General features: G+C 52.5%; 19 protein-coding genes. 14 read left to right on the top strand and 5 right to left on the bottom strand.

Annotation, left to right across the window (positions count from 1 at the left end):
• Positions 1-20 precede the first annotated feature (20 nt).
• From O6D90_RS21895 to O6D90_RS21880, 4 genes are all read left to right on the top strand, one after another.
• Positions 21-389, top strand: a complete 369-nt coding sequence (locus tag O6D90_RS21895; protein WP_003826594.1) for a diacylglycerol kinase — start codon at positions 21-23, stop codon at positions 387-389.
• 109 nt (positions 390-498) lie between these two features.
• Complete coding sequence (gene lexA, locus O6D90_RS21890; protein ID WP_003826596.1) at positions 499-1107, top strand: transcriptional repressor LexA; 609 nt, start codon at positions 499-501, stop codon at positions 1105-1107.
• Between the two features lie 134 nt (positions 1108-1241).
• Positions 1242-2561: an MATE family efflux transporter DinF gene (gene dinF, locus O6D90_RS21885; RefSeq protein ID WP_016155443.1), complete on the top strand. Its 1320-nt coding sequence runs from the start codon at positions 1242-1244 to the stop codon at positions 2559-2561.
• Between the two features lie 135 nt (positions 2562-2696).
• Entirely contained in the window at positions 2697-2906 is a 210-nt protein-coding gene (locus O6D90_RS21880) for a CsbD family protein (protein WP_019077869.1), read from the top strand.
• Positions 2907-2954: 48 nt separating this feature from the next.
• Here O6D90_RS21880 and zur read toward each other — a convergent pair whose 3' ends face one another.
• Positions 2955-3473 carry a zinc uptake transcriptional repressor Zur gene (gene zur / locus O6D90_RS21875; RefSeq protein WP_003031709.1) on the bottom strand — a complete coding sequence of 173 codons (519 nt, stop codon included), beginning with the start codon at positions 3471-3473 and terminating at the stop codon, positions 2955-2957.
• Between the two features lie 115 nt (positions 3474-3588).
• Here zur and O6D90_RS21870 point away from each other — a divergent pair, with 115 nt between their 5' ends.
• The 3 genes from O6D90_RS21870 to pspG all read left to right on the top strand — a co-directional run bounded on the left by O6D90_RS21870 (position 3589) and on the right by pspG (position 5559).
• Positions 3589-4077: a cupin domain-containing protein gene (locus O6D90_RS21870; protein WP_016155350.1), complete on the top strand. Its 489-nt coding sequence runs from the start codon at positions 3589-3591 to the stop codon at positions 4075-4077.
• A 107-nt stretch (positions 4078-4184) separates the two neighbouring features.
• On the top strand, positions 4185-5183 hold the full coding sequence (dusA, locus tag O6D90_RS21865; RefSeq protein ID WP_016155444.1) for a tRNA dihydrouridine(20/20a) synthase DusA: 999 nt from the start codon (positions 4185-4187) through the stop codon (positions 5181-5183).
• Positions 5184-5316: 133 nt separating this feature from the next.
• Positions 5317-5559, top strand: coding sequence for an envelope stress response protein PspG (gene pspG, locus O6D90_RS21860; protein WP_016155352.1), 243 nt, complete (start codon positions 5317-5319; stop codon positions 5557-5559).
• A gap of 232 nt (positions 5560-5791) precedes the next feature.
• On the opposite strand, the gene O6D90_RS21855 is transcribed toward pspG, so the two are convergent.
• Positions 5792-6775, bottom strand: coding sequence for a quinone oxidoreductase (locus O6D90_RS21855; RefSeq protein WP_016155445.1), 984 nt, complete (start codon positions 6773-6775; stop codon positions 5792-5794).
• 64 nt (positions 6776-6839) lie between these two features.
• Between O6D90_RS21855 and dnaB the strand changes: the two genes are divergently transcribed.
• The 5 genes from dnaB to O6D90_RS21830 all read left to right on the top strand — a co-directional run bounded on the left by dnaB (position 6840) and on the right by O6D90_RS21830 (position 12151).
• Positions 6840-8255 (top strand): replicative DNA helicase, encoded by a 1416-nt coding sequence (gene dnaB / locus O6D90_RS21850; RefSeq protein ID WP_003826610.1) that lies wholly within the window; start codon positions 6840-6842, stop codon positions 8253-8255.
• A gap of 47 nt (positions 8256-8302) precedes the next feature.
• Positions 8303-9382, top strand: a complete 1080-nt coding sequence (gene alr / locus O6D90_RS21845; protein WP_016155354.1) for an alanine racemase — start codon at positions 8303-8305, stop codon at positions 9380-9382.
• Between the two features lie 129 nt (positions 9383-9511).
• Positions 9512-10705, top strand: a complete 1194-nt coding sequence (gene tyrB / locus O6D90_RS21840; protein ID WP_016155447.1) for an aromatic amino acid transaminase — start codon at positions 9512-9514, stop codon at positions 10703-10705.
• Between the two features lie 249 nt (positions 10706-10954).
• On the top strand, positions 10955-11668 hold the full coding sequence (aphA, locus tag O6D90_RS21835; protein ID WP_003826615.1) for an acid phosphatase AphA: 714 nt from the start codon (positions 10955-10957) through the stop codon (positions 11666-11668).
• A 126-nt stretch (positions 11669-11794) separates the two neighbouring features.
• Entirely contained in the window at positions 11795-12151 is a 357-nt protein-coding gene (locus O6D90_RS21830; RefSeq protein WP_016155357.1) for an MmcQ/YjbR family DNA-binding protein, read from the top strand.
• A gap of 94 nt (positions 12152-12245) precedes the next feature.
• Here O6D90_RS21830 and uvrA read toward each other — a convergent pair whose 3' ends face one another.
• Positions 12246-15068 (bottom strand): excinuclease ABC subunit UvrA, encoded by a 2823-nt coding sequence (gene uvrA, locus O6D90_RS21825; RefSeq protein WP_016155358.1) that lies wholly within the window; start codon positions 15066-15068, stop codon positions 12246-12248.
• A 251-nt stretch (positions 15069-15319) separates the two neighbouring features.
• Between uvrA and ssb1 the strand changes: the two genes are divergently transcribed.
• Positions 15320-15847, top strand: a complete 528-nt coding sequence (gene ssb1, locus O6D90_RS21820) for a single-stranded DNA-binding protein SSB1 (RefSeq protein ID WP_016155359.1) — start codon at positions 15320-15322, stop codon at positions 15845-15847.
• Positions 15848-15913: 66 nt separating this feature from the next.
• Here ssb1 and O6D90_RS21815 read toward each other — a convergent pair whose 3' ends face one another.
• Entirely contained in the window at positions 15914-16195 is a 282-nt protein-coding gene (locus O6D90_RS21815) for a YjcB family protein (RefSeq protein ID WP_016155360.1), read from the bottom strand.
• 551 nt (positions 16196-16746) lie between these two features.
• On the opposite strand from O6D90_RS21815, the gene O6D90_RS21810 reads away from it, so the two are divergent.
• Positions 16747-18333 (top strand): EAL domain-containing protein, encoded by a 1587-nt coding sequence (locus O6D90_RS21810; RefSeq protein WP_016155448.1) that lies wholly within the window; start codon positions 16747-16749, stop codon positions 18331-18333.
• A 2-nt stretch (positions 18334-18335) separates the two neighbouring features.
• On the opposite strand, the gene soxS is transcribed toward O6D90_RS21810, so the two are convergent.
• On the bottom strand, positions 18336-18659 hold the full coding sequence (soxS, locus tag O6D90_RS21805; RefSeq protein WP_016155362.1) for a superoxide response transcriptional regulator SoxS: 324 nt from the start codon (positions 18657-18659) through the stop codon (positions 18336-18338).
• Positions 18660-18704 lie beyond the last annotated feature (45 nt).

Raw genomic sequence — 18704 nt, 5'->3', positions numbered from 1 at the left:
ATGTAAAAAGGTTCTTTTTGATGGCCAATAATACCACTGGATTCACCCGAATTATCAAAGCTGCAGGCTATTCCTGGAAAGGTTTTCGCGCCGCATGGATCAATGAGGCGGCATTCCGCCAGGAAAGCGTTGCCGTACTGTTGGGCGTAGCCATCGCCTGCTGGCTGGACGTCGACGCCATTACCCGCGTGCTGTTGATTGGTTCCGTGATGCTGGTGATGATCGTTGAAATCCTCAACAGTGCGATTGAGGCGGTGGTTGACCGTATTGGCTCTGAGTATCACGAACTTTCCGGTCGGGCGAAAGATATGGGCTCGGCAGCGGTATTGCTGTCTATTTTTGTCGCTCTGATCACCTGGGGCATCCTGTTGTGGTCGCATTTGCGATAAAGATTCCACAACTGCATAAATCTCCTGTTTTTTGTGCAGTTTGCGGTTCCAAAATCACCTTTAGCTGTATATACTCACAGCATAACTGTATATACACCCAGGGGGCGGAATGAAAGCGTTAACGGCCAGGCAGCAAGAGGTGTTTGATCTCATTAGGGATCACATCAGCCAGACAGGTATGCCACCGACGCGTGCGGAGATCGCGCAGCGTTTGGGGTTCCGTTCCCCAAACGCCGCTGAAGAACACCTGAAAGCGCTTGCGCGTAAAGGCGTCCTTGAAATTGTATCCGGCGCATCGCGCGGTATTCGACTGCTGCAGGAAGAAGAAGAAGGGTTACCGCTTGTCGGACGTGTGGCTGCAGGCGAGCCACTGCTGGCGCAGCAGCACATCGAAGGCCACTATCAGGTCGATCCTTCACTGTTCAAACCGAACGCCGATTTTCTGCTGCGCGTTAGCGGTATGTCGATGAAAGACATCGGTATTATGGACGGTGATTTACTGGCTGTGCATAAAACTCAGGATGTGCGTAACGGTCAGGTCGTTGTTGCCCGTATCGACGACGAAGTCACCGTTAAGCGCCTGAAAAAGCAGGGCAACAAAGTTGAACTCCTGCCAGAAAACAGCGAATTTAAACCTATTGTTGTCGACCTGCGCGAGCAAAACTTCACTATTGAAGGGTTGGCGGTAGGCGTCATTCGTAACGGTGAATGGCTGTAATTTTCTGTTGATTCCCTGTAGGCCGGATAAGACGTTTACGTCGCTTTCCGGCAACTTGCCCGGTAGCGCTACGCTTACCGGGCCTACACAGCATCTTTTTTCAGTACATCTAACTTCTTCTCAGGCTCTCCTGTATGCCTTTCTTTACCTCTTCTGATAAAGCACTCTGGCACCTCGCCTTACCGATGATCTTCTCCAATATCACCGTTCCCCTGTTGGGACTGGTGGATACCGCGGTGATTGGTCATCTGGATAGTCCGGTCTATCTTGGCGGCGTTGCTGTTGGCGCCACGGCGACCAGCTTTCTCTTTATGCTGCTGCTTTTTTTGCGCATGAGTACCACCGGCCTTACCGCACAGGCATTTGGCGCGAAAAATCCGCAGGCGCTGGCGCGCGCGTTGGTGCAGCCGCTATTGCTGGCGCTGGGGGCTGGGCTGCTTATCGCACTGTTTCGGACGCCGATTATCGATCTGGCTCTGCATATTGTCGGCGGAAGTGAGGCGGTACTGGAGCAGGCCCGACGCTTCCTGGAAATCCGCTGGTTAAGCGCACCCGCGTCGCTGGCGAATCTGGTGCTGCTCGGCTGGTTGCTTGGCGTTCAGTATGCGCGCGCGCCAGTTATCCTATTGATTGTCGGAAATATTCTCAACATTGTGCTCGATTTATGGCTGGTAATGGGCCTGCATATGAACGTGCAGGGAGCGGCGTTGGCTACGGTGATTGCCGAATATGCCACGCTGCTGATTGGCCTGATGATGGTACGCAAAGTCCTGCATATGCGTGGAATTTCGCCGGCAATGTTGAAGCTGGCGTGGCGTGGCAACTTCCGTCGTTTGCTGGCGCTCAACCGCGACATCATGCTGCGTTCGCTGCTGTTACAGCTCTGCTTTGGGGCCATTACGGTTCTGGGCGCGCGTTTGGGAGGCGATATCATCGCGGTAAACGCCGTTCTGATGACTCTGCTGACGTTTACCGCCTACGCGCTGGATGGATTTGCCTATGCCGTGGAAGCGCATTCGGGTCAGGCCTATGGGGCAAGGGATGGCAGCCAGTTGCTTGATGTCTGGCGGGCGGCCTGTCGACAGTCCGGTATTGTGGCTATTCTGTTTTCGCTGGTTTATGCCCTGTTTGGCGAGCAGATTGTTGCGCTGCTGACCTCGCTGCCGCAAATCCAACAGTTGGCCGATCGCTATCTTTTCTGGCAGGTGGTTTTGCCGCTGGTGGGGGTGTGGTGTTATCTGCTCGACGGTATGTTTATTGGAGCGACACGAGCTGCAGAAATGCGCAACAGTATGGCCGTTGCCGCAGCAGGGTTCGCATTAACGCTACTGGCTTTACCGTTGCTGGGAAATCATGGTTTGTGGCTGGCGTTAACCGTTTTTCTCGCGTTGCGTGGGCTTTCCCTGGCCTTTATCTGGCGGCGTCACTGGCGTAATGGAACCTGGTTTGCCTGAGCGGATGGTTAAAAATTCCGAATAGTAAATAAAACCCAGAATCCCTGACTACACTTATTCTCACGTCCAGCAAAAACAGCATGTGTCTGGACATGGCACTCTCGCTATTCACAACCTAACGATGAGGACTTGATGATGAATAAAGACGAAGTCGGCGGTAACTGGAAGCAGTTTAAAGGTAAAGTGAAAGAGCAATGGGGCAAACTGACCGATGATGATATGACGGTCATTGAAGGTAAACGTGACCAACTGGTCGGTAAAGTCCAGGAGCGTTACGGTTACGCGAAAGATCAGGCGGAGAAAGAAGTGACCGATTGGGAAAAACGTAATGATTACCGCTGGTAATTAACCCTTCCCTCCTGAGAGTACAAGGATGTACGCTCTCCCACCCGCTTAACGCCCAACTTTCTTCTTCACCTGAATCGTATGGTCATGCTGGCATTCGCCAGGGTGACGACATGACTCAACCTCCACACAGGCCGGGCACAGTCCGTGGGCTTCAATAACGTTATGTCGCAGGGCAAAACCCATTTTTGCTGCCAGCGTATGCATGATGTCTTCCACGCCTTCCGCGCACTCTTCTTTTACCACACCACAGCGGTCGCAAATGAACATTGCGGAACTGTGGGTTGGCTGATCGAACAGATGGCAAAGCACATAGCTGTTGGTGGATTCCACCTTGTGCACAAACCCTTGTTCCAGCAGAAAATCAAGCGCACGATACACGGTCGGCGGCTTGGCCTGCGGCTCGGTTTCCCGCAACAGGTCAAGTAGGTCGTAAGCGCTGATTGCGCCTTCCTGCAGGCTCATCAGGCGCAGCACTTCGAGGCGTTGTGGCGTAAGCCGTACGTTGCGTTGCGCACAGAGTTTTTCAGCTTGAGCCAATAACTCCTGCGTGGTGGTTTTGTCCATTTGGCGCCTCGATTTGCGTGCAAGGTTAATCCCTTACTTTAACATGTTCTGTTTAAAACACCGAGATCCACCGCGGTGTGCTATACCTGACCCATCGCAATACTGGAAAATAATCATGAAAAGACCCGATTGTATTCGTCACTGGCGTGAAGTTGAGGGGGCTGATGACTCCACCTATCCCGACAGCGATGAGCTGTTTTCCATAGGTGCGCCGCTTGCCCGCAAGCTGGGGTTAGGGCGACTCGGCATTCATCATGAGCGCCTGCCGCCGGGCCGACGCACCTCGTATCCGCACGCTGAAAGCGATGAGGAAGAGTTTATCTATGTGCTGGAAGGATATCCTGAAGCCTGGATTAACGGTTATTTATGGAAGCTGGAACCGGGCGACAGCGTCGGTTTCCCGGCGGGCACCGGCGTGTGTCACACCTTTATCAATAACACCAGTGAAGAGGTACGTCTGCTGGTCGTGGGTGAGGCGAACAAAAAATACAATCGTATTTATTATCCGCTTAATCCGGTTTATGCCGCCACGCGTGAGGATCGTTGGGTCGACCATCCGCCGCAGTTTTTTGGATCTCACGACGGAAAACCGGGGCGTAAATAGTGCTTGTCGGGGAGCAGGGAGGGGGAACTGCGAGGATGTGGCTCACTATCGTAACGGTCTATGCTATAGTAGCGCCCCTTTTTTAACCGGATGCTTGAATATTCGCCATGCTGCCTGAATCTCAGTCTACCGCTTTTCCCGCTCATCGTTTTTCTATCGCGCCGATGCTCGACTGGACGGACAGACATTGCCGCTACTTTTTGCGCTTACTGTCCAGCCAGACGCTGCTCTACACGGAGATGGTAACCACCGGCGCGATCATTCATGGTAAAGGCGATTATCTGGCGTATAGCGAAGAAGAACATCCAGTCGCTTTGCAACTGGGCGGGAGCGATCCGGCTGCGCTGGCGCAGTGCGCAAAGCTTGCTGAACAACGGGGCTATGACGAAATTAACCTCAACGTGGGTTGCCCTTCCGATCGTGTACAGAATGGAATGTTTGGTGCCTGTCTGATGGGAAATGCGCAATTGGTCGCTGATTGCGTCAAAGCGATGCGCGATGTGGTATCGATTCCGGTAACGGTGAAAACCCGTATCGGTATTGATGACCAGGACAGCTACGAATTCCTGTGCGATTTCATCAACACGGTCTCCGGTAACGGTGAATGTGAGATGTTTATCATCCACGCCCGCAAGGCCTGGCTGTCTGGGCTAAGCCCGAAAGAAAACCGCGAAATCCCACCGCTGGATTATGACCGTGTTTATCAGCTAAAGCGCGATTTTCCGCATCTGACAATGTCGATCAACGGTGGCATAAAATCGCTGGAAGAAGCGAAAATCCATCTGCAACATATGGATGGCGTGATGGTGGGGCGCGAAGCTTATCAAAACCCAGGCATTCTGGCGTCCGTTGACCGCGAGATTTTTGCTGTCACCAGCGAAGATGCCGATCCGGTCGCCGTAGTGCGTGCGATGTATCCGTATATTGAGCGTGAACTGAGTAAAGGAACCTATTTGGGGCATGTCACGCGCCATATGCTGGGACTGTTTCAGGGGATTCCTGGGGCACGGCAGTGGCGTCGCTATCTGAGCGAAAATGCGCATAAAGCCGGGGCAGATATTGAGGTTCTGGAACATGCGCTGAAGCTGGTGGCAGACAAACGTTAAGTTTTCGCCAAAAGTTAGTGAATTTCACCACGCCCTGCGCTTCGTCGCGGGGCGTTTGCTTTATAAATCAATATATTAATTTTGGCATGTTTCTTGTAGAGCTGTGGAGAGTATTTCATTTCGGGAGAGAGCCATGCTGGAACTACTTTTTGTGATTGGATTTTTTATCATGCTGATGGTCACCGGCGTATCTTTGCTGGGAGTGCTGGCCGCATTGGTGGTAGCCACTGTGGTGATGTTTTTGGGCGGACTATTTGCGTTGATGATTAAACTGTTGCCCTGGCTGTTATTGGCCGTTGCCGTGGTGTGGGTTATCAAGGCGATAAAAGCGCCAAAAGTCCCACAGTATCAGCGCAATAACCGCCGATTTTACTAAGGTATTGAGCGGTGTGTCACAACCTGCAACATTGCCTTTAGAAGCAAATAGGAATTGATTATCAAATCTGTCACTATTGCCAGGTTAACGAATTCATCGAGCTGTACCCTACATACAGCCGAACTAAAAAAAGAAAGGGCTTCCTACGGGAAGCCCTAATTCTTTCTTCCCCCTTCATAATTCAAACCGCAGGTTTGTTGGCGGCTTGAATTATTTAGCGGAAATGAGGGCGTTACGGGATCAGCAAACTCGACCCCTGTGTGGCCCGGCTTTCCAGCACTTCATGAGCACGCTGCGCGTCGTGCAGTGCGAACGTCTGGCCCGGTGCGACATCCACTTTGATCACTCCGCTGGCAATCAGCGAGAAAAGCTCATTGCTGGCTTCGGTTAATTCATGGTGGTTGGTGATGTAACCCTGGAGTGAAGGGCGAGTCACGTACAGCGAACCTTTCTGATTCAGAATGCCTAAGTTAACGCCAGTCACCGGTCCGGAAGCATTACCAAAGCTGACCATGAGCCCCCGGCGCTGCAGGCAATCCAGTGAGGCTTCCCAGGTATCTTTCCCCACCGAGTCATACACCACCCGCACTTTTTTACCGCCAGTGATCTCTTTTACACGTTCTACAATGCTCTCTTCACGATAGTTAATGACCTGCCATGCGCCGGCCTGCAGCGCAATTTGCGCTTTTTGCGCATTACCGACGGTGCCAATCAGCTTCGCACCCAATGCTTTTGCCCACTGGCAGGCAATCATACCGACGCCGCCTGCAGCCGCATGAAACAAAAATGGTTCATCGGGCTGAATTTCATAGGTCTTACGCAACAGATAAAAAACGGTGAGCCCTTTAAGAAATGAGGCTGCAGCTTGTTCAAACGAGATAGCGTTGGGCAAAATAGCGGTTTTATCCGCCGGGACGTTATGCACTGAGCTGTAGGCGCCCAGGGGGGACTGAGCGTAAACCACGCGATCGCCGGCTTTAATGTGCGTCACTTTGCTACCGACTTTACTGACCACGCCTGCGGCTTCGGTACCCAGACCGCTGGGCAGAGAAGGCGGCGGATAAAGACCACTGCGGATATAGGTGTCGATATAGTTGATCCCAATCGCTTTGTTCTCGACCTGGATTTCATTTTCCGCCGGGTCTACAGGCGTAAACTCCACAGCCTTGAGTACATCAGGGCCACCATGCTTGTGAAATTCAATACGTGTTGCCATGCTTCCTCCAAAAGAAATGTGGTAATCTTTCGACCCAATCATTATCTCGGTAACTCCATTCACTATGGCAGGAAATAAACCCTTCAACAAACAACAGACTGATGCTCGTGAGCGCGATCCCCAGGTCGCCGGGCTGAAAGTACCGCCGCACTCGATTGAAGCGGAACAGTCGGTGTTGGGCGGTTTAATGCTGGATAACGAGCGCTGGGACGATGTGGCTGAGCGTGTGGTGGCGGAAGATTTTTATACCCGACCGCACCGGCACATCTTCACCGAAATGCATCGCCTGCAGGAGATGGGAAAACCCATCGATCTGATCACGCTTGCAGAATCGCTGGAAGTTCAGGGGCAACTGGACAGCGTCGGCGGTTTTGCTTACCTGGCTGAGTTATCTAAAAATACGCCAAGTGCAGCGAACATTAGTGCCTATGCGGATATTGTCCGCGAACGTGCCGTTGTTCGTGACATGATTTCGGTGGCGAACGAGATCGCGGAAGCCGGGTTTGATCCGCAAGGCCGTTCCAGTGAAGATCTGCTGGACCTCGCGGAATCCCGCGTCTTTAAAATTGCTGAAAGTCGCGCCAATAAAGACGAAGGTCCGAAAAATATTACCGATGTGCTCGACGCTACCGTCGCGCGTATCGAACAGCTGTTCCAGCAGCCCCACGATGGTGTCACCGGGGTCAACACCGGTTATGACGACCTCAATAAAAAGACTGCTGGTTTGCAGCCGTCAGACTTAATTATCGTCGCCGCGCGTCCGTCGATGGGTAAAACGACATTTGCAATGAACCTCGTCGAAAATGCGGCGATGTTGCAAGATAAGCCGGTTCTTATCTTTAGTCTTGAAATGCCCTCAGAACAGATCATGATGCGTTCCCTGGCCTCACTCTCACGTGTAGACCAAACCAAAATCCGTACCGGTCAACTGGATGATGAAGACTGGGCGCGAATTTCCGGAACAATGGGTATTTTGCTGGAGAAACGAAACATCTATATTGATGACTCCTCCGGCCTGACGCCAACGGAAGTGCGCTCACGTGCCCGTCGTATCGCCCGCGAACACGGTGGTATCGGACTTATCATGATCGACTACCTGCAGCTGATGCGCGTGCCGTCGCTCTCCGACAACCGTACGCTGGAAATTGCTGAAATTTCCCGCTCGCTGAAAGCGTTAGCGAAAGAACTGCATGTGCCGGTGGTGGCGCTGTCGCAGCTTAACCGCTCTCTGGAACAACGCGCCGATAAGCGTCCGGTCAACTCGGATCTGCGTGAGTCCGGCTCCATCGAGCAGGATGCCGACTTAATCATGTTTATCTATCGTGATGAGGTTTATCACGAAAACAGCGACTTGAAAGGCATCGCCGAGATCATTATCGGTAAACAGCGTAACGGCCCGATCGGTACGGTGCGCCTGACGTTTAACGGTCAGTGGTCGCGCTTCGATAACTATGCTGGCCCGCAGTACGACGACGAATAACAACACTGAATCAGGTTACTCAAGCAAATACTTATCAAGGAATACAAATGCAAGCGGCAACTGTAGTCATTAACCGCCGCGCTCTGCGACACAACCTGCAACGTCTGCGTGAACTGGCTCCAGCCAGTAAACTGGTTGCGGTCGTGAAAGCGAACGCTTACGGCCATGGTCTGTTAGAGACCGCGCGAACGCTCCCCGATGCGGACGCTTTTGGTGTCGCTCGTCTTGAAGAAGCCCTGCGGTTGCGAGCGGGAGGGATCACGCAGCCCATCCTGCTGCTGGAAGGATTTTTTGATGCTTCCGATCTGCCGACTATCTCCGCGCAGCGTCTGCATACTGCCGTCCACAACCAGGAGCAGCTTGAAGCTCTGGAAGCCGCGGTACTGGCTGAACCGGTCACCGTCTGGATGAAGCTCGACACGGGAATGCACCGCCTGGGCGTGCGTCCTGAGCAGGCCGAGGCGTTTTATCAGCGCTTGACGCAATGTGAAAACGTGCGCCAGCCGGTCAATATCGTCAGCCACTTTGCGCGCGCGGACGAGCCTGAGTGCGGCGCGACCGAAAAGCAGCTCGATATCTTCAATAGCTTTTGCGCAGGTAAACCGGGTCAGCGTTCGATAGCCGCGTCGGGAGGTATTCTGCTGTGGCCGCAGTCTCACTTCGACTGGGCGCGTCCGGGGCTGATTCTGTATGGCGTATCGCCGTTGGAAAACCACTCTATCGGTGCCGATTTTGGCTGCCAGCCGGTGATGTCGCTCACTTCCAGCCTGATTGCGGTGCGTGAACACAAAGCGGGCGAGCCGGTTGGCTATGGTGGAACCTGGCTGAGCGAGCGCGACACGCGTCTGGGCGTGGTGGCGATGGGCTATGGCGATGGTTATCCGCGCGCTGCGCCGTCTGGGACACCGGTACTGGTCAATGGCCGTGAAGTGCCGATCGTCGGTCGCGTCGCGATGGATATGATTTGCGTCGATTTAGGTCCCGAGGCGCAGGACAAAGCCGGCGATTCGGTTATCCTGTGGGGTGAGGGCCTGCCCGTTGAACGCATTGCTGAAATGACGAAAGTAAGTGCTTACGAACTTATCACGCGCCTGACCTCAAGGGTGGCAATGAAGTACATCGATTAAGTTCATGATGTGCCGGATAAGGCGGTTACGCCGCCATCCGGCAATATTCCTCTCAACATCCTCTCGATCTTCTCCCGCTTCCGGTTTATTGTGTTCTTAACCCCTGCCTGTAAACCTGGAGAACCACACGTGTTTCAAAAAGTTGACGCCTACGCTGGCGACCCGATTTTATCGCTCATGGAGCGTTTCAAAGACGATGCACGTAGCGACAAAGTGAACCTCAGCATCGGTCTGTACTACAACGAAGACGGCATTATTCCTCAGCTCAAAGCGGTGGCAGAAGCGGAAGCCCGACTGAATGCCAAACCGCATGGCGCTTCGCTGTATCTGCCGATGGAAGGTTTGAACACTTATCGCCATACTATTGCGCCGCTACTGTTTGGCGCAGATCATCCGGTTCTCCAGCAGCAGCGCGTCGCAACGATTCAGACGCTGGGCGGTTCCGGTGCGCTAAAGGTTGGCGCAGACTTCCTGAAACGCTATTTCCCTGATTCTGGCGTGTGGGTCAGCGATCCGACCTGGGAAAACCACATCGCGATTTTTGAAGGTGCTGGGTTCGAAGTAAGTACTTACCCCTGGTATGACGACACCACCAATGGCGTGCGTTTCAACGACCTGCTGGCCACGCTGAACACCTTACCGGCGCGCAGCATCGTACTGCTGCATCCGTGCTGCCATAACCCGACGGGTGCGGATTTAACCCCCGCGCAATGGGATGGTGTCATTGAGATCCTGAAAGCTCGCGATCTGATCCCGTTCCTGGATATTGCTTACCAGGGTTTCGGCGGTGGAATGGAAGACGATGCTTATGCGATCCGCGCCATTGCCAGCGCCGGATTGCCTGCACTGGTCAGCAACTCATTCTCGAAGATTTTCTCTTTGTACGGCGAGCGTGTCGGCGGACTTTCAGTGGTCTGTGAAGATGCTGATGCCGCCAGCCGCGTTCTGGGGCAGCTAAAAGCGACGGTGCGTCGTAACTATTCCAGCCCGCCAAACTTTGGTGCGCAGGTTGTGGCCGCAGTGTTGGGTGATGACGCGCTGAAAGCCAGCTGGCTGGCGGAAGTCGAAGAGATGCGTACCCGTATTCTGGCGATGCGCCAGGCGCTGGTTAACGTATTGAATGCGGAGATCCCTGGTCGTAACTTTGATTACCTGCTGCAACAGCGCGGGATGTTCAGCTATACCGGGCTCAGCGCTGCTCAGGTCGATCGCCTGCGCGATGAGTTCGGTGTGTACCTGATAGCCAGCGGTCGTATGTGCGTGGCCGGGTTGAATCACGGTAACGTGCAACGCGTGGCGAAGGCATTTGCCGCCGTCATGTAACCGGGTTTTTAGGCCTGATAAGCGTCGCGCCATCAGGCATTGTATTGCCGGATGGCGGTGTAATCACCTTATCCGGCCTACTTTCTTTCACCGTGCTATTGGTCTGTTTTCCAATGTGATCATGCTCTTTTTCCAGGACAAAACCAGAGAAAATCCTTCCTTTCCCTCCCCCTAAGGGGTAAGGTCAGATAGTTTTTTGACCAGTTGTTAATAAAAAAATGATAACTAACTGACTACTTAGGGAAAAATATGCGCAAGTTTACGTTGGCACTGAGTGCCGTTTGTTTATTGTTCACGCTAAATCAGCCGGCCCAGGCGTTAGTTTCCTCTCCCTCTCAGCTTAATCCAGGCACCAACGTTGCAAAACTCGCTGAGCAGGCACCCATTCACTGGGTCTCCGTGGCACAAATTGAAAACAGCCTGACCGGACGCCCGCCGATGGCCGTCGGGTTTGATATCGATGACACCGTCCTCTTTTCCAGCCCAGGCTTCTGGCGCGGAAAAAAAACGTATTCTCCGGACAGTGAGGATTACCTGAAAAATCCGGCCTTCTGGGAAAAAATGAACAATGGCTGGGACGAATTCAGCATTCCGAAAGAAGTGGCGCGTCAGTTGATTGATATGCATGTGCGTCGCGGCGACAGCATCTTTTTCGTAACCGGGCGTAGCCAGACGAAGACCGAAACGGTGTCGAAAACGCTGTCCGATAACTTTCACATCCCGGCCGGCAATATGAACCCGGTCATTTTTGCCGGTGATAAGCCGGGCCAGAATACGAAAACGCAGTGGCTGCAGGATAAAAATATCCGCATGTTCTACGGCGACTCTGATAATGACATTACCGCCGCCCGAGATGTGGGTATTCGCGGTATTCGTATTTTACGCGCTTCTAACTCCACTTATAAACCGTTACCACAGGCCGGCGCGTTTGGTGAAGAGGTGATCGTCAACTCGGAGTATTGAGGATGTTGCTTGCGGTTGTTGTTTTTTTAAACAAATTTGCGTTACCTGCTTTTACCTTTTGCGGACTTGCTGCACACTGAATAAAAGATGTTCTCATTAGGCAATATGCTGGTAAGGGGAATTAAGATGACAAATTCGGAGTTGCTGCAATACTGCATGGCAAAAATGGGCGCCGAGCAGAGCGTACACAGTGACTGGAAGGCCACACAAATCAAAGTCGAAGATGTGCTTTTTGCCATGGTAAAAGAGGTGGAAGAACGCCCGGCGGTGTCACTGAAAACCAGCCCGGAACTGGCAGAGTTGTTACGTCAGCAGCATAGCGATGTACGGCCAAGCCGGCATCTCAATAAGGCGCACTGGAGTACGGTGTATCTGGACGGCTCGCTGCCGGATTCGCAAATCTACTACCTGGTAGACGCCTCTTATCAGCAGGCCGTAAACACGCTGCCGGAAGATAAACGCCGGATACTGGCGCAGTCCTGATCTGTTTTCCGAAATGAGGCGCCAGCGCCTTATCCGGCCTACAAGCAATTATGCATATTTTGTAGGCCTGATAAGCGTAGCGCCATCGGCATGATTACAACAGTGGTTTGAGGAAACGGGCCGTGTGTGAGGCTTCACACTCAGCGACCGTTTCTGGTGTGCCTGAAACCAGAATTTCCCCGCCGCCGCTGCCGCCTTCCGGACCGAGATCGACAATCCAGTCAGCGGTTTTTATCACGTCCAGATTGTGCTCAATCACTACGATGGTGTTGCCCTGATCCCGGAGCTGATGCAGCACGTCCAGCAGTTGCTGAATATCCGCAAAATGCAGACCGGTGGTCGGTTCATCGAGAATATACAGCGTTTGCCCGGTACCGCGTTTGGACAGTTCACGCGCCAGCTTCACGCGCTGCGCTTCACCGCCCGAGAGCGTGGTGGCGGACTGACCCAGTCGGATGTACGTCAGACCCACGTCCATCAGCGTTTGCAGCTTACGCGCCAGCGCCGGAACGGCATCGAAGAACTCACGCGCCTCTTCAATCGTCATATCCAGCACTTCGTGGATAGTCTTGCCCTTGTACTTAATCTCCAGTGTTTCGCGGTTATAGCGTTTGCCTTTACACTGATCGCACGGCACGTAGATATCCGGTAAGAAGTGCATTTCGACTTTGATCACGCCGTCGCCCTGACAAGCTTCACAGCGTCCGCCGCGGACGTTAAAGCTGAAACGACCCGGAGTATAACCGCGCGCACGCGACTCCGGCACGCCGGCAAACAGTTCGCGCACTGGCGTAAACACGCCGGTGTAGGTTGCCGGGTTAGAGCGCGGCGTACGGCCAATCGGGCTTTGGTCAATGTCGATCACTTTGTCGAAATGTTCCAGGCCCTGAACATCACGATATGGCGCGGGTTCAGCCAGCGTGGCGCCGTTCAGCGCCGTCTGCGCAATCGGGAACAGCGTGTCGTTAATTAGCGTCGATTTACCCGAACCGGAAACACCGGTAATGCAGGTAAATAAACCAACCGGCAGCGTCAGCGTGACATCTTTCAGGTTGTTACCGCGCGCGCCGGTCAGCTTCAACACTTTTTCCGGGTCTGCCGCCACGCGCTGTTTCGGCACTTCAATCTTGCGCTTACCGCTCATGTACTGGCCGGTCAGCGACTCAGGCACGGCCATGATATCTTTTAGCGTACCTTCGGCAACCACCTGGCCGCCGTGAACGCCCGCGCCGGGGCCGATGTCGATGACGTGGTCAGCGGCGCGAATCGCGTCTTCATCGTGCTCAACCACAATGACGGTATTGCCCAGATTACGCAGGTGGATAAGCGTACCCAACAGACGCTCGTTATCGCGCTGATGCAGACCGATAGACGGTTCATCCAGCACGTACATTACGCCGACCAGACCTGCGCCGATCTGGCTTGCCAGACGAATACGCTGGGCTTCGCCGCCGGAGAGCGTTTCTGCTGAACGCGACAGCGTCAGATAGTTGAGGCCGACGTTGACCAGGAACTTCAGACGATCGCCAATCTCTTTGAGAATTTTCTCTGCAATCTTCGCTCGCTGACCCGCAAGCTTCAAGTTGTTGAAGAAATCCATGGCGTGACCGATGCTCATGTCGGAAATCGCGGGCAGCGGCGTATTTTCGACAAATACGTGGCGGGCTTCCCGGCGTAAACGCGTCCCCTCACAGCTGGCGCACGGTCGGTTGCTAATGAACTTGGCTAATTCTTCACGTACCGCGCTGGATTCCGTCTCTTTATAACGGCGCTCCATATTGTGCAATACGCCTTCGAACGGATGGCGGCGTACGGACGTATCGCCGCGATCGTTCATGTATTTAAATTCGATATTCTCTTTACCGGAACCGTACAGCACCACTTTATGCACGGCAGGGTTCAGGCTGGCCCATGGGGCTTCAACGTCGAATTTATAGTGTTCCGCCAGTGACTTAAGCATCTGGAAGTAATAGAAGTTACGGCGATCCCAGCCGCGGATAGCACCACCGGCCAGCGACAGTTCCGGATTTTGGATCACCCGGTCAGGATCGAAATACTGCTGCACGCCGAGACCGTCACAGGTCGGGCATGCACCCGCTGGGTTATTGAACGAGAACAGACGTGGTTCCAGCTCGCGCATGCTGTAGCCGCAGATCGGACAGGCGAAGTTGGCGGAGAACAGCAACTCTTCCGCTTTCGGATCGTCCATATCGGCGACCACCGCCGTACCACCGGACAGTTCCAGCGCGGTTTCAAAGGATTCAGCCAGTCGCTGGGTGAGATCGTCGCGTACTTTAAAGCGGTCAATCACCACTTCAATAGTGTGTTTCTTTTGCAGTTCAAGCTTGGGCGGATCGGAAAGGTCGCACACTTCACCGTCGATACGGGCGCGGATATAGCCCTGGCCTGCCAGGTTTTCCAGCGTTTTAGTATGCTCGCCTTTACGCTCTTTAATCACCGGCGCCAGCAGCATCAGACGTTTGCCTTCCGGCTGCGACAGAACGTTGTCCACCATCTGGCTAACGGTCTGGGCCGCCAGGGGAACATCGTGATCCGGGCAGCGCGGTTCGCCAACGCGGGCAAACAGCAGACGCAGATAGTCGTGAATTTCGGTAATCGTACCTACCGTGGATCGCGGGTTGTGGGATGTCGATTTTTGTTCAATTGAGATGGCGGGAGACAGCCCCTCAATGTGGTCGACATCCGGCTTTTCCATCAGCGACAGAAACTGACGCGCGTACGCGGAAAGGGATTCAACGTAACGACGCTGCCCTTCGGCATACAAGGTGTCGAAAGCGAGCGAAGATTTGCCTGAGCCCGAAAGCCCGGTGACGACAATCAGCTTGTCGCGCGGGATGACGAGGTTGATGTTTTTGAGATTATGGGTGCGGGCGCCCCGAACTTCGATCTTATCCATTCATCTTTCCCGGATTAAACGCTTTTTTGCCTGGCTGCATGGTGCTACCGGCGATCACAAACGGTTAATTATGACACAACCTGACCTGAATGGATATACAGTATTGGAATGCAAAACGCAGATGCCTGTGCAACAATGTCTGTCTGGGGTTGTTTACTGGAATCGATCTCGCAACGTAGTAAAAGCGCTATTGGAAATGCTACAATCCCGCGCTTACACTTATTCAGTAACGTTTTTCAGGAGACACAATCATGGCCAGCAGAGGCGTAAACAAGGTGATTCTCGTCGGTAATCTGGGCCAGGACCCGGAAGTACGCTATATGCCGAATGGTGGCGCAGTTGCCAACATTACGCTGGCTACTTCCGAATCCTGGCGTGATAAAGCGACCGGCGAAATGAAAGAGCAGACTGAATGGCACCGTGTGGTGCTGTTCGGCAAACTGGCGGAAGTTGCCAGCGAATATCTGCGTAAAGGTTCCCAGGTCTATATCGAAGGTCAGCTGCGTACCCGCAAATGGACCGATCAATCCGGCGTAGAAAAGTACACCACTGAAGTTGTGGTTAACGTTGGCGGCACCATGCAAATGCTGGGCGGTCGTCAGGGTGGTGGGGCTCCGGCAGGTGGCGGCCAGCAGCAGGGGGGTTGGGGTCAGCCTCAGCAGCCGCAAGGTGGCAATCAGTTCAGCGGCGGCGCGCAGTCTCGCCCGCAGCAGCAGTCGGCTCCGGCAGCGCCGTCTAATGAGCCGCCGATGGATTTCGACGACGATATTCCGTTCTAATCCTTCTGCTTTTCGCTGAAAATTATGGCTACCTCAGAACTGGGGTAGCCATATGCAATTCTGTTATCAGTTCAACACCATCGGCCAGTCTGGCGGTGTATGGCTCATCACTTCAACCATTACGGTTTCAATGTTCTTCCAGATTGCGGACATATCCACCAGGGTTATGCCGAGTAATCCGGTCGCAAACCAGCAGGCAAAAACCAGCCCTAAACCGCTGCTAATGACGGCCAGGCCAATATAATCTGATTTACGAAAACGGATATTGAGCGTACTGGCTAAAAACATCAGCACTGCACTGAGTAATTGCCACCGCAGAAGAACCACGCCAGTTGTTATCGTTGCCATGAAAAACGTCCTCAGAAAGTCTGGATGCCCAGGACAGCGCGGGGGTGTTCACCGAGGGTGTAGTACTCTGGCTATCGACGGGCAATAACATGAATGAAACATCGTTTCTGTTACATGATTTTTGTGAACTATATCACATGTGCTCGTTTGTTCACCAGTGTTGGGCGTATTTTTTGCAGGATGATAACCATGTTAAATATGTGGTTATATTCAAGGAAGCAACGATACTAAATAATCAATCTTAAAGATGCATTTTTGTTACCTGTTTTATTTATCCTAAATTAATCGTTAAAAAAATCTAATGAATTTCTTAAATAAAGCCAGGATAGTGCTTATAAAAAATTACTCCTTGAGGATAATAACGTTATGAAATAAGCATAACTTTAAGTTTGCCTTACGGAAAAATAATATCATCATCAACTATTATCAGACTTTTACATAGAGAAGTCTGTTGCTAATACTGATAGATTCATGCAACTTAATCAGTCGGTGTTTATAGCATCTTGCCTTAATGGGTTCTGGCATATACGAAACAGGGAAACAGGGCTGACATGAATCACAGTGCGCGACGCAAGATACTGAAGTTCCTCGGAACATTCATGGTGGTATTGCTCCCCGTGGTGCTGGCGTTATGGTTTGCTCAAATCCGGGCAATGTCCGAAACCCGTAATCAACTTCGCTCTTTTGCGCAACTGGTGTTAAATAAAACTGAATTGGTGATCCAACAAGCTGATTTAGCGCGAGATATGGCCCTGTTGTATCAAGGTAAGATGTGTACCCCGGCACATCAGAAAAATATGCTAGATATTATTCGTGGTCGTTTATATATCAGCGAGCTAATTTATGCGCAGGGCGATCATTTTTTGTGCTCTACGTCGATGGCGCCGCCAGTCGCCTATATTATGCCGACCGCCGACTATAAACGTACGCCGGACATCTCCATCTATTACTATCGCGATACCCCCTTTTTCGCTGGCTACAGAATGACGTATATGCAACGTGGAAACTACGTTGTCGTCATCAACCCATTATCTTACAGCGAAGTTATGTCAGATGACCCGGACCTGTCCTGGGGCGTGTATGACACGGTAACGGGTACTTTTTTCTCTGCCAGCGAAGGGGCGCCTATTGCGCAGTTATTACCGTTGGTGCACGGTGAAGCCTCAACCTTCCAGTTGGACGATCGCTTCTACACCAAAGTGCATTCAGAAAAACGCCCGATTGCGATTATTGTGTCGACCTCGGATAAACGCATACATTCGATTTTCTATCATGAGGCTGCGTTAACGATTCCTTTCGGGATTATCTGCAGCATCCTGATGCTGTTAATGTGGTGGCGCACGCGTCAGGAATACTTATCTCCCCGCCGCTTGTTAAAACGCGCAATCAAAAAACGTCAACTGTGTCTGCACTACCAGCCGATCATTGATATCGAAAACGGTCAGTGCGTAGGGGCTGAGGCTCTGCTGCGCTGGCCGGGCTGTGATGGTGAAGTAATGAGCCCAACCGAGTTTATTCCGCTGGCTGAAAAAGAGGGAATGATTGAGCGGATCACGGATTACGTGATTGAAGAGGTATTCAACGATTTAGGATATTTTCTTTCGGCGCATCCTCAGCTTTATATCTCGATAAACCTCTCTGCTTCTGACTTTCATTCATCCCGACTTATTGCCCTGATTACCGACAAAAACCGTGAGTACTCTGTGGCGGCCCAGCAAATTAAAGTCGAGGTGACGGAACGCGGCTTTATTGATGTAGATAAAATGACCGCGGTAATCCAGGCGTTTCGTCAGGCGGGTTATGAAGTGGCGTTTGATGATTTTGGGACGGGATATTCCAATCTACACAATTTATCCGCGTTGAATATCGATATCCTGAAGATCGACAAATCATTTATTAGTACGTTGTCCACCAACAGCACCAGTCACCTGATTGCCGAACATATCATCGAAATGGCGCAAAGCTTACACCTGAAGATGATTGCGGAAGGAGTAGAGACGGTTGAGCAAATCGAGTGGCTGCGCGAACGTGGCGTACAGTATTGTCAGGGCTGGTATTTTGCGAAGGCGCTGCCGCCACAGGAGTTCATGCACTGGATACAACGGTCGCCCGCCATACTGACGCAGAGCGGGCAATAATCTTACAGGCGGTGGCGGTAATCGCTAGGGGTACGATCAAACTCGCGGCGAAACACGCGTGAGAAGGTTTGTTGTGATACATAACCAAGATCCATCGCGATATCGAAAATAGGTCGCTCGGTCGTCCGCAGTTCAACAGCAGCCAGCAGGAGTCGACGCTGGCGGATATAGTCACCCAACGTCTGGCGCATCACCGTGCGGAACATTCTCTGTAAATACCACTTCGAGTAACCTGATTTTTTCGCCACCGCCTCAATGTTCAGCGGCTGATCGATATGGTCGTCAATCCATTCAATAAGGGTCTGAATAATCTGCTGATGGGACATAGGGCTGCCTCTTTTTCAGTATTCGATTCGTCGTTTTGTCTGTGG

Origin of the sequence: Citrobacter sp. 21OH12SH02A-Citro (genome assembly GCF_027919895.1) — a bacterium.
Taxonomy (GTDB): Bacteria; Pseudomonadota; Gammaproteobacteria; order Enterobacterales; family Enterobacteriaceae; genus Citrobacter; species Citrobacter braakii.
This window is presented reverse-complemented; position numbering and strand designations above follow the sequence as displayed.

Bases quoted from the DNA above. Each gene is read 5' to 3' on its own strand.
- O6D90_RS21895 (WP_003826594.1), top strand. From the start codon at position 21: ATGGCCAATAATACCACTGGATTCACCCGAATTATCAAAGCTGCAGGC.
- lexA (WP_003826596.1), top strand. From the start codon at position 499: ATGAAAGCGTTAACGGCCAGGCAGCAAGAGGTGTTTGATCTCATTAGG.
- dinF (WP_016155443.1), top strand. From the start codon at position 1,242: ATGCCTTTCTTTACCTCTTCTGATAAAGCACTCTGGCACCTCGCCTTA.
- O6D90_RS21880 (WP_019077869.1), top strand. From the start codon at position 2,697: ATGAATAAAGACGAAGTCGGCGGTAACTGGAAGCAGTTTAAAGGTAAA.
- zur (WP_003031709.1), bottom strand. From the start codon at position 3,473: ATGGACAAAACCACCACGCAGGAGTTATTGGCTCAAGCTGAAAAACTC.
- O6D90_RS21870 (WP_016155350.1), top strand. From the start codon at position 3,589: ATGAAAAGACCCGATTGTATTCGTCACTGGCGTGAAGTTGAGGGGGCT.
- dusA (WP_016155444.1), top strand. From the start codon at position 4,185: ATGCTGCCTGAATCTCAGTCTACCGCTTTTCCCGCTCATCGTTTTTCT.
- pspG (WP_016155352.1), top strand. From the start codon at position 5,317: ATGCTGGAACTACTTTTTGTGATTGGATTTTTTATCATGCTGATGGTC.
- O6D90_RS21855 (WP_016155445.1), bottom strand. From the start codon at position 6,775: ATGGCAACACGTATTGAATTTCACAAGCATGGTGGCCCTGATGTACTC.
- dnaB (WP_003826610.1), top strand. From the start codon at position 6,840: ATGGCAGGAAATAAACCCTTCAACAAACAACAGACTGATGCTCGTGAG.
- alr (WP_016155354.1), top strand. From the start codon at position 8,303: ATGCAAGCGGCAACTGTAGTCATTAACCGCCGCGCTCTGCGACACAAC.
- aphA (WP_003826615.1), top strand. From the start codon at position 10,955: ATGCGCAAGTTTACGTTGGCACTGAGTGCCGTTTGTTTATTGTTCACG.
- O6D90_RS21830 (WP_016155357.1), top strand. From the start codon at position 11,795: ATGACAAATTCGGAGTTGCTGCAATACTGCATGGCAAAAATGGGCGCC.
- uvrA (WP_016155358.1), bottom strand. From the start codon at position 15,068: ATGGATAAGATCGAAGTTCGGGGCGCCCGCACCCATAATCTCAAAAAC.
- ssb1 (WP_016155359.1), top strand. From the start codon at position 15,320: ATGGCCAGCAGAGGCGTAAACAAGGTGATTCTCGTCGGTAATCTGGGC.
- O6D90_RS21815 (WP_016155360.1), bottom strand. From the start codon at position 16,195: ATGGCAACGATAACAACTGGCGTGGTTCTTCTGCGGTGGCAATTACTC.
- O6D90_RS21810 (WP_016155448.1), top strand. From the start codon at position 16,747: ATGAATCACAGTGCGCGACGCAAGATACTGAAGTTCCTCGGAACATTC.
- soxS (WP_016155362.1), bottom strand. From the start codon at position 18,659: ATGTCCCATCAGCAGATTATTCAGACCCTTATTGAATGGATTGACGAC.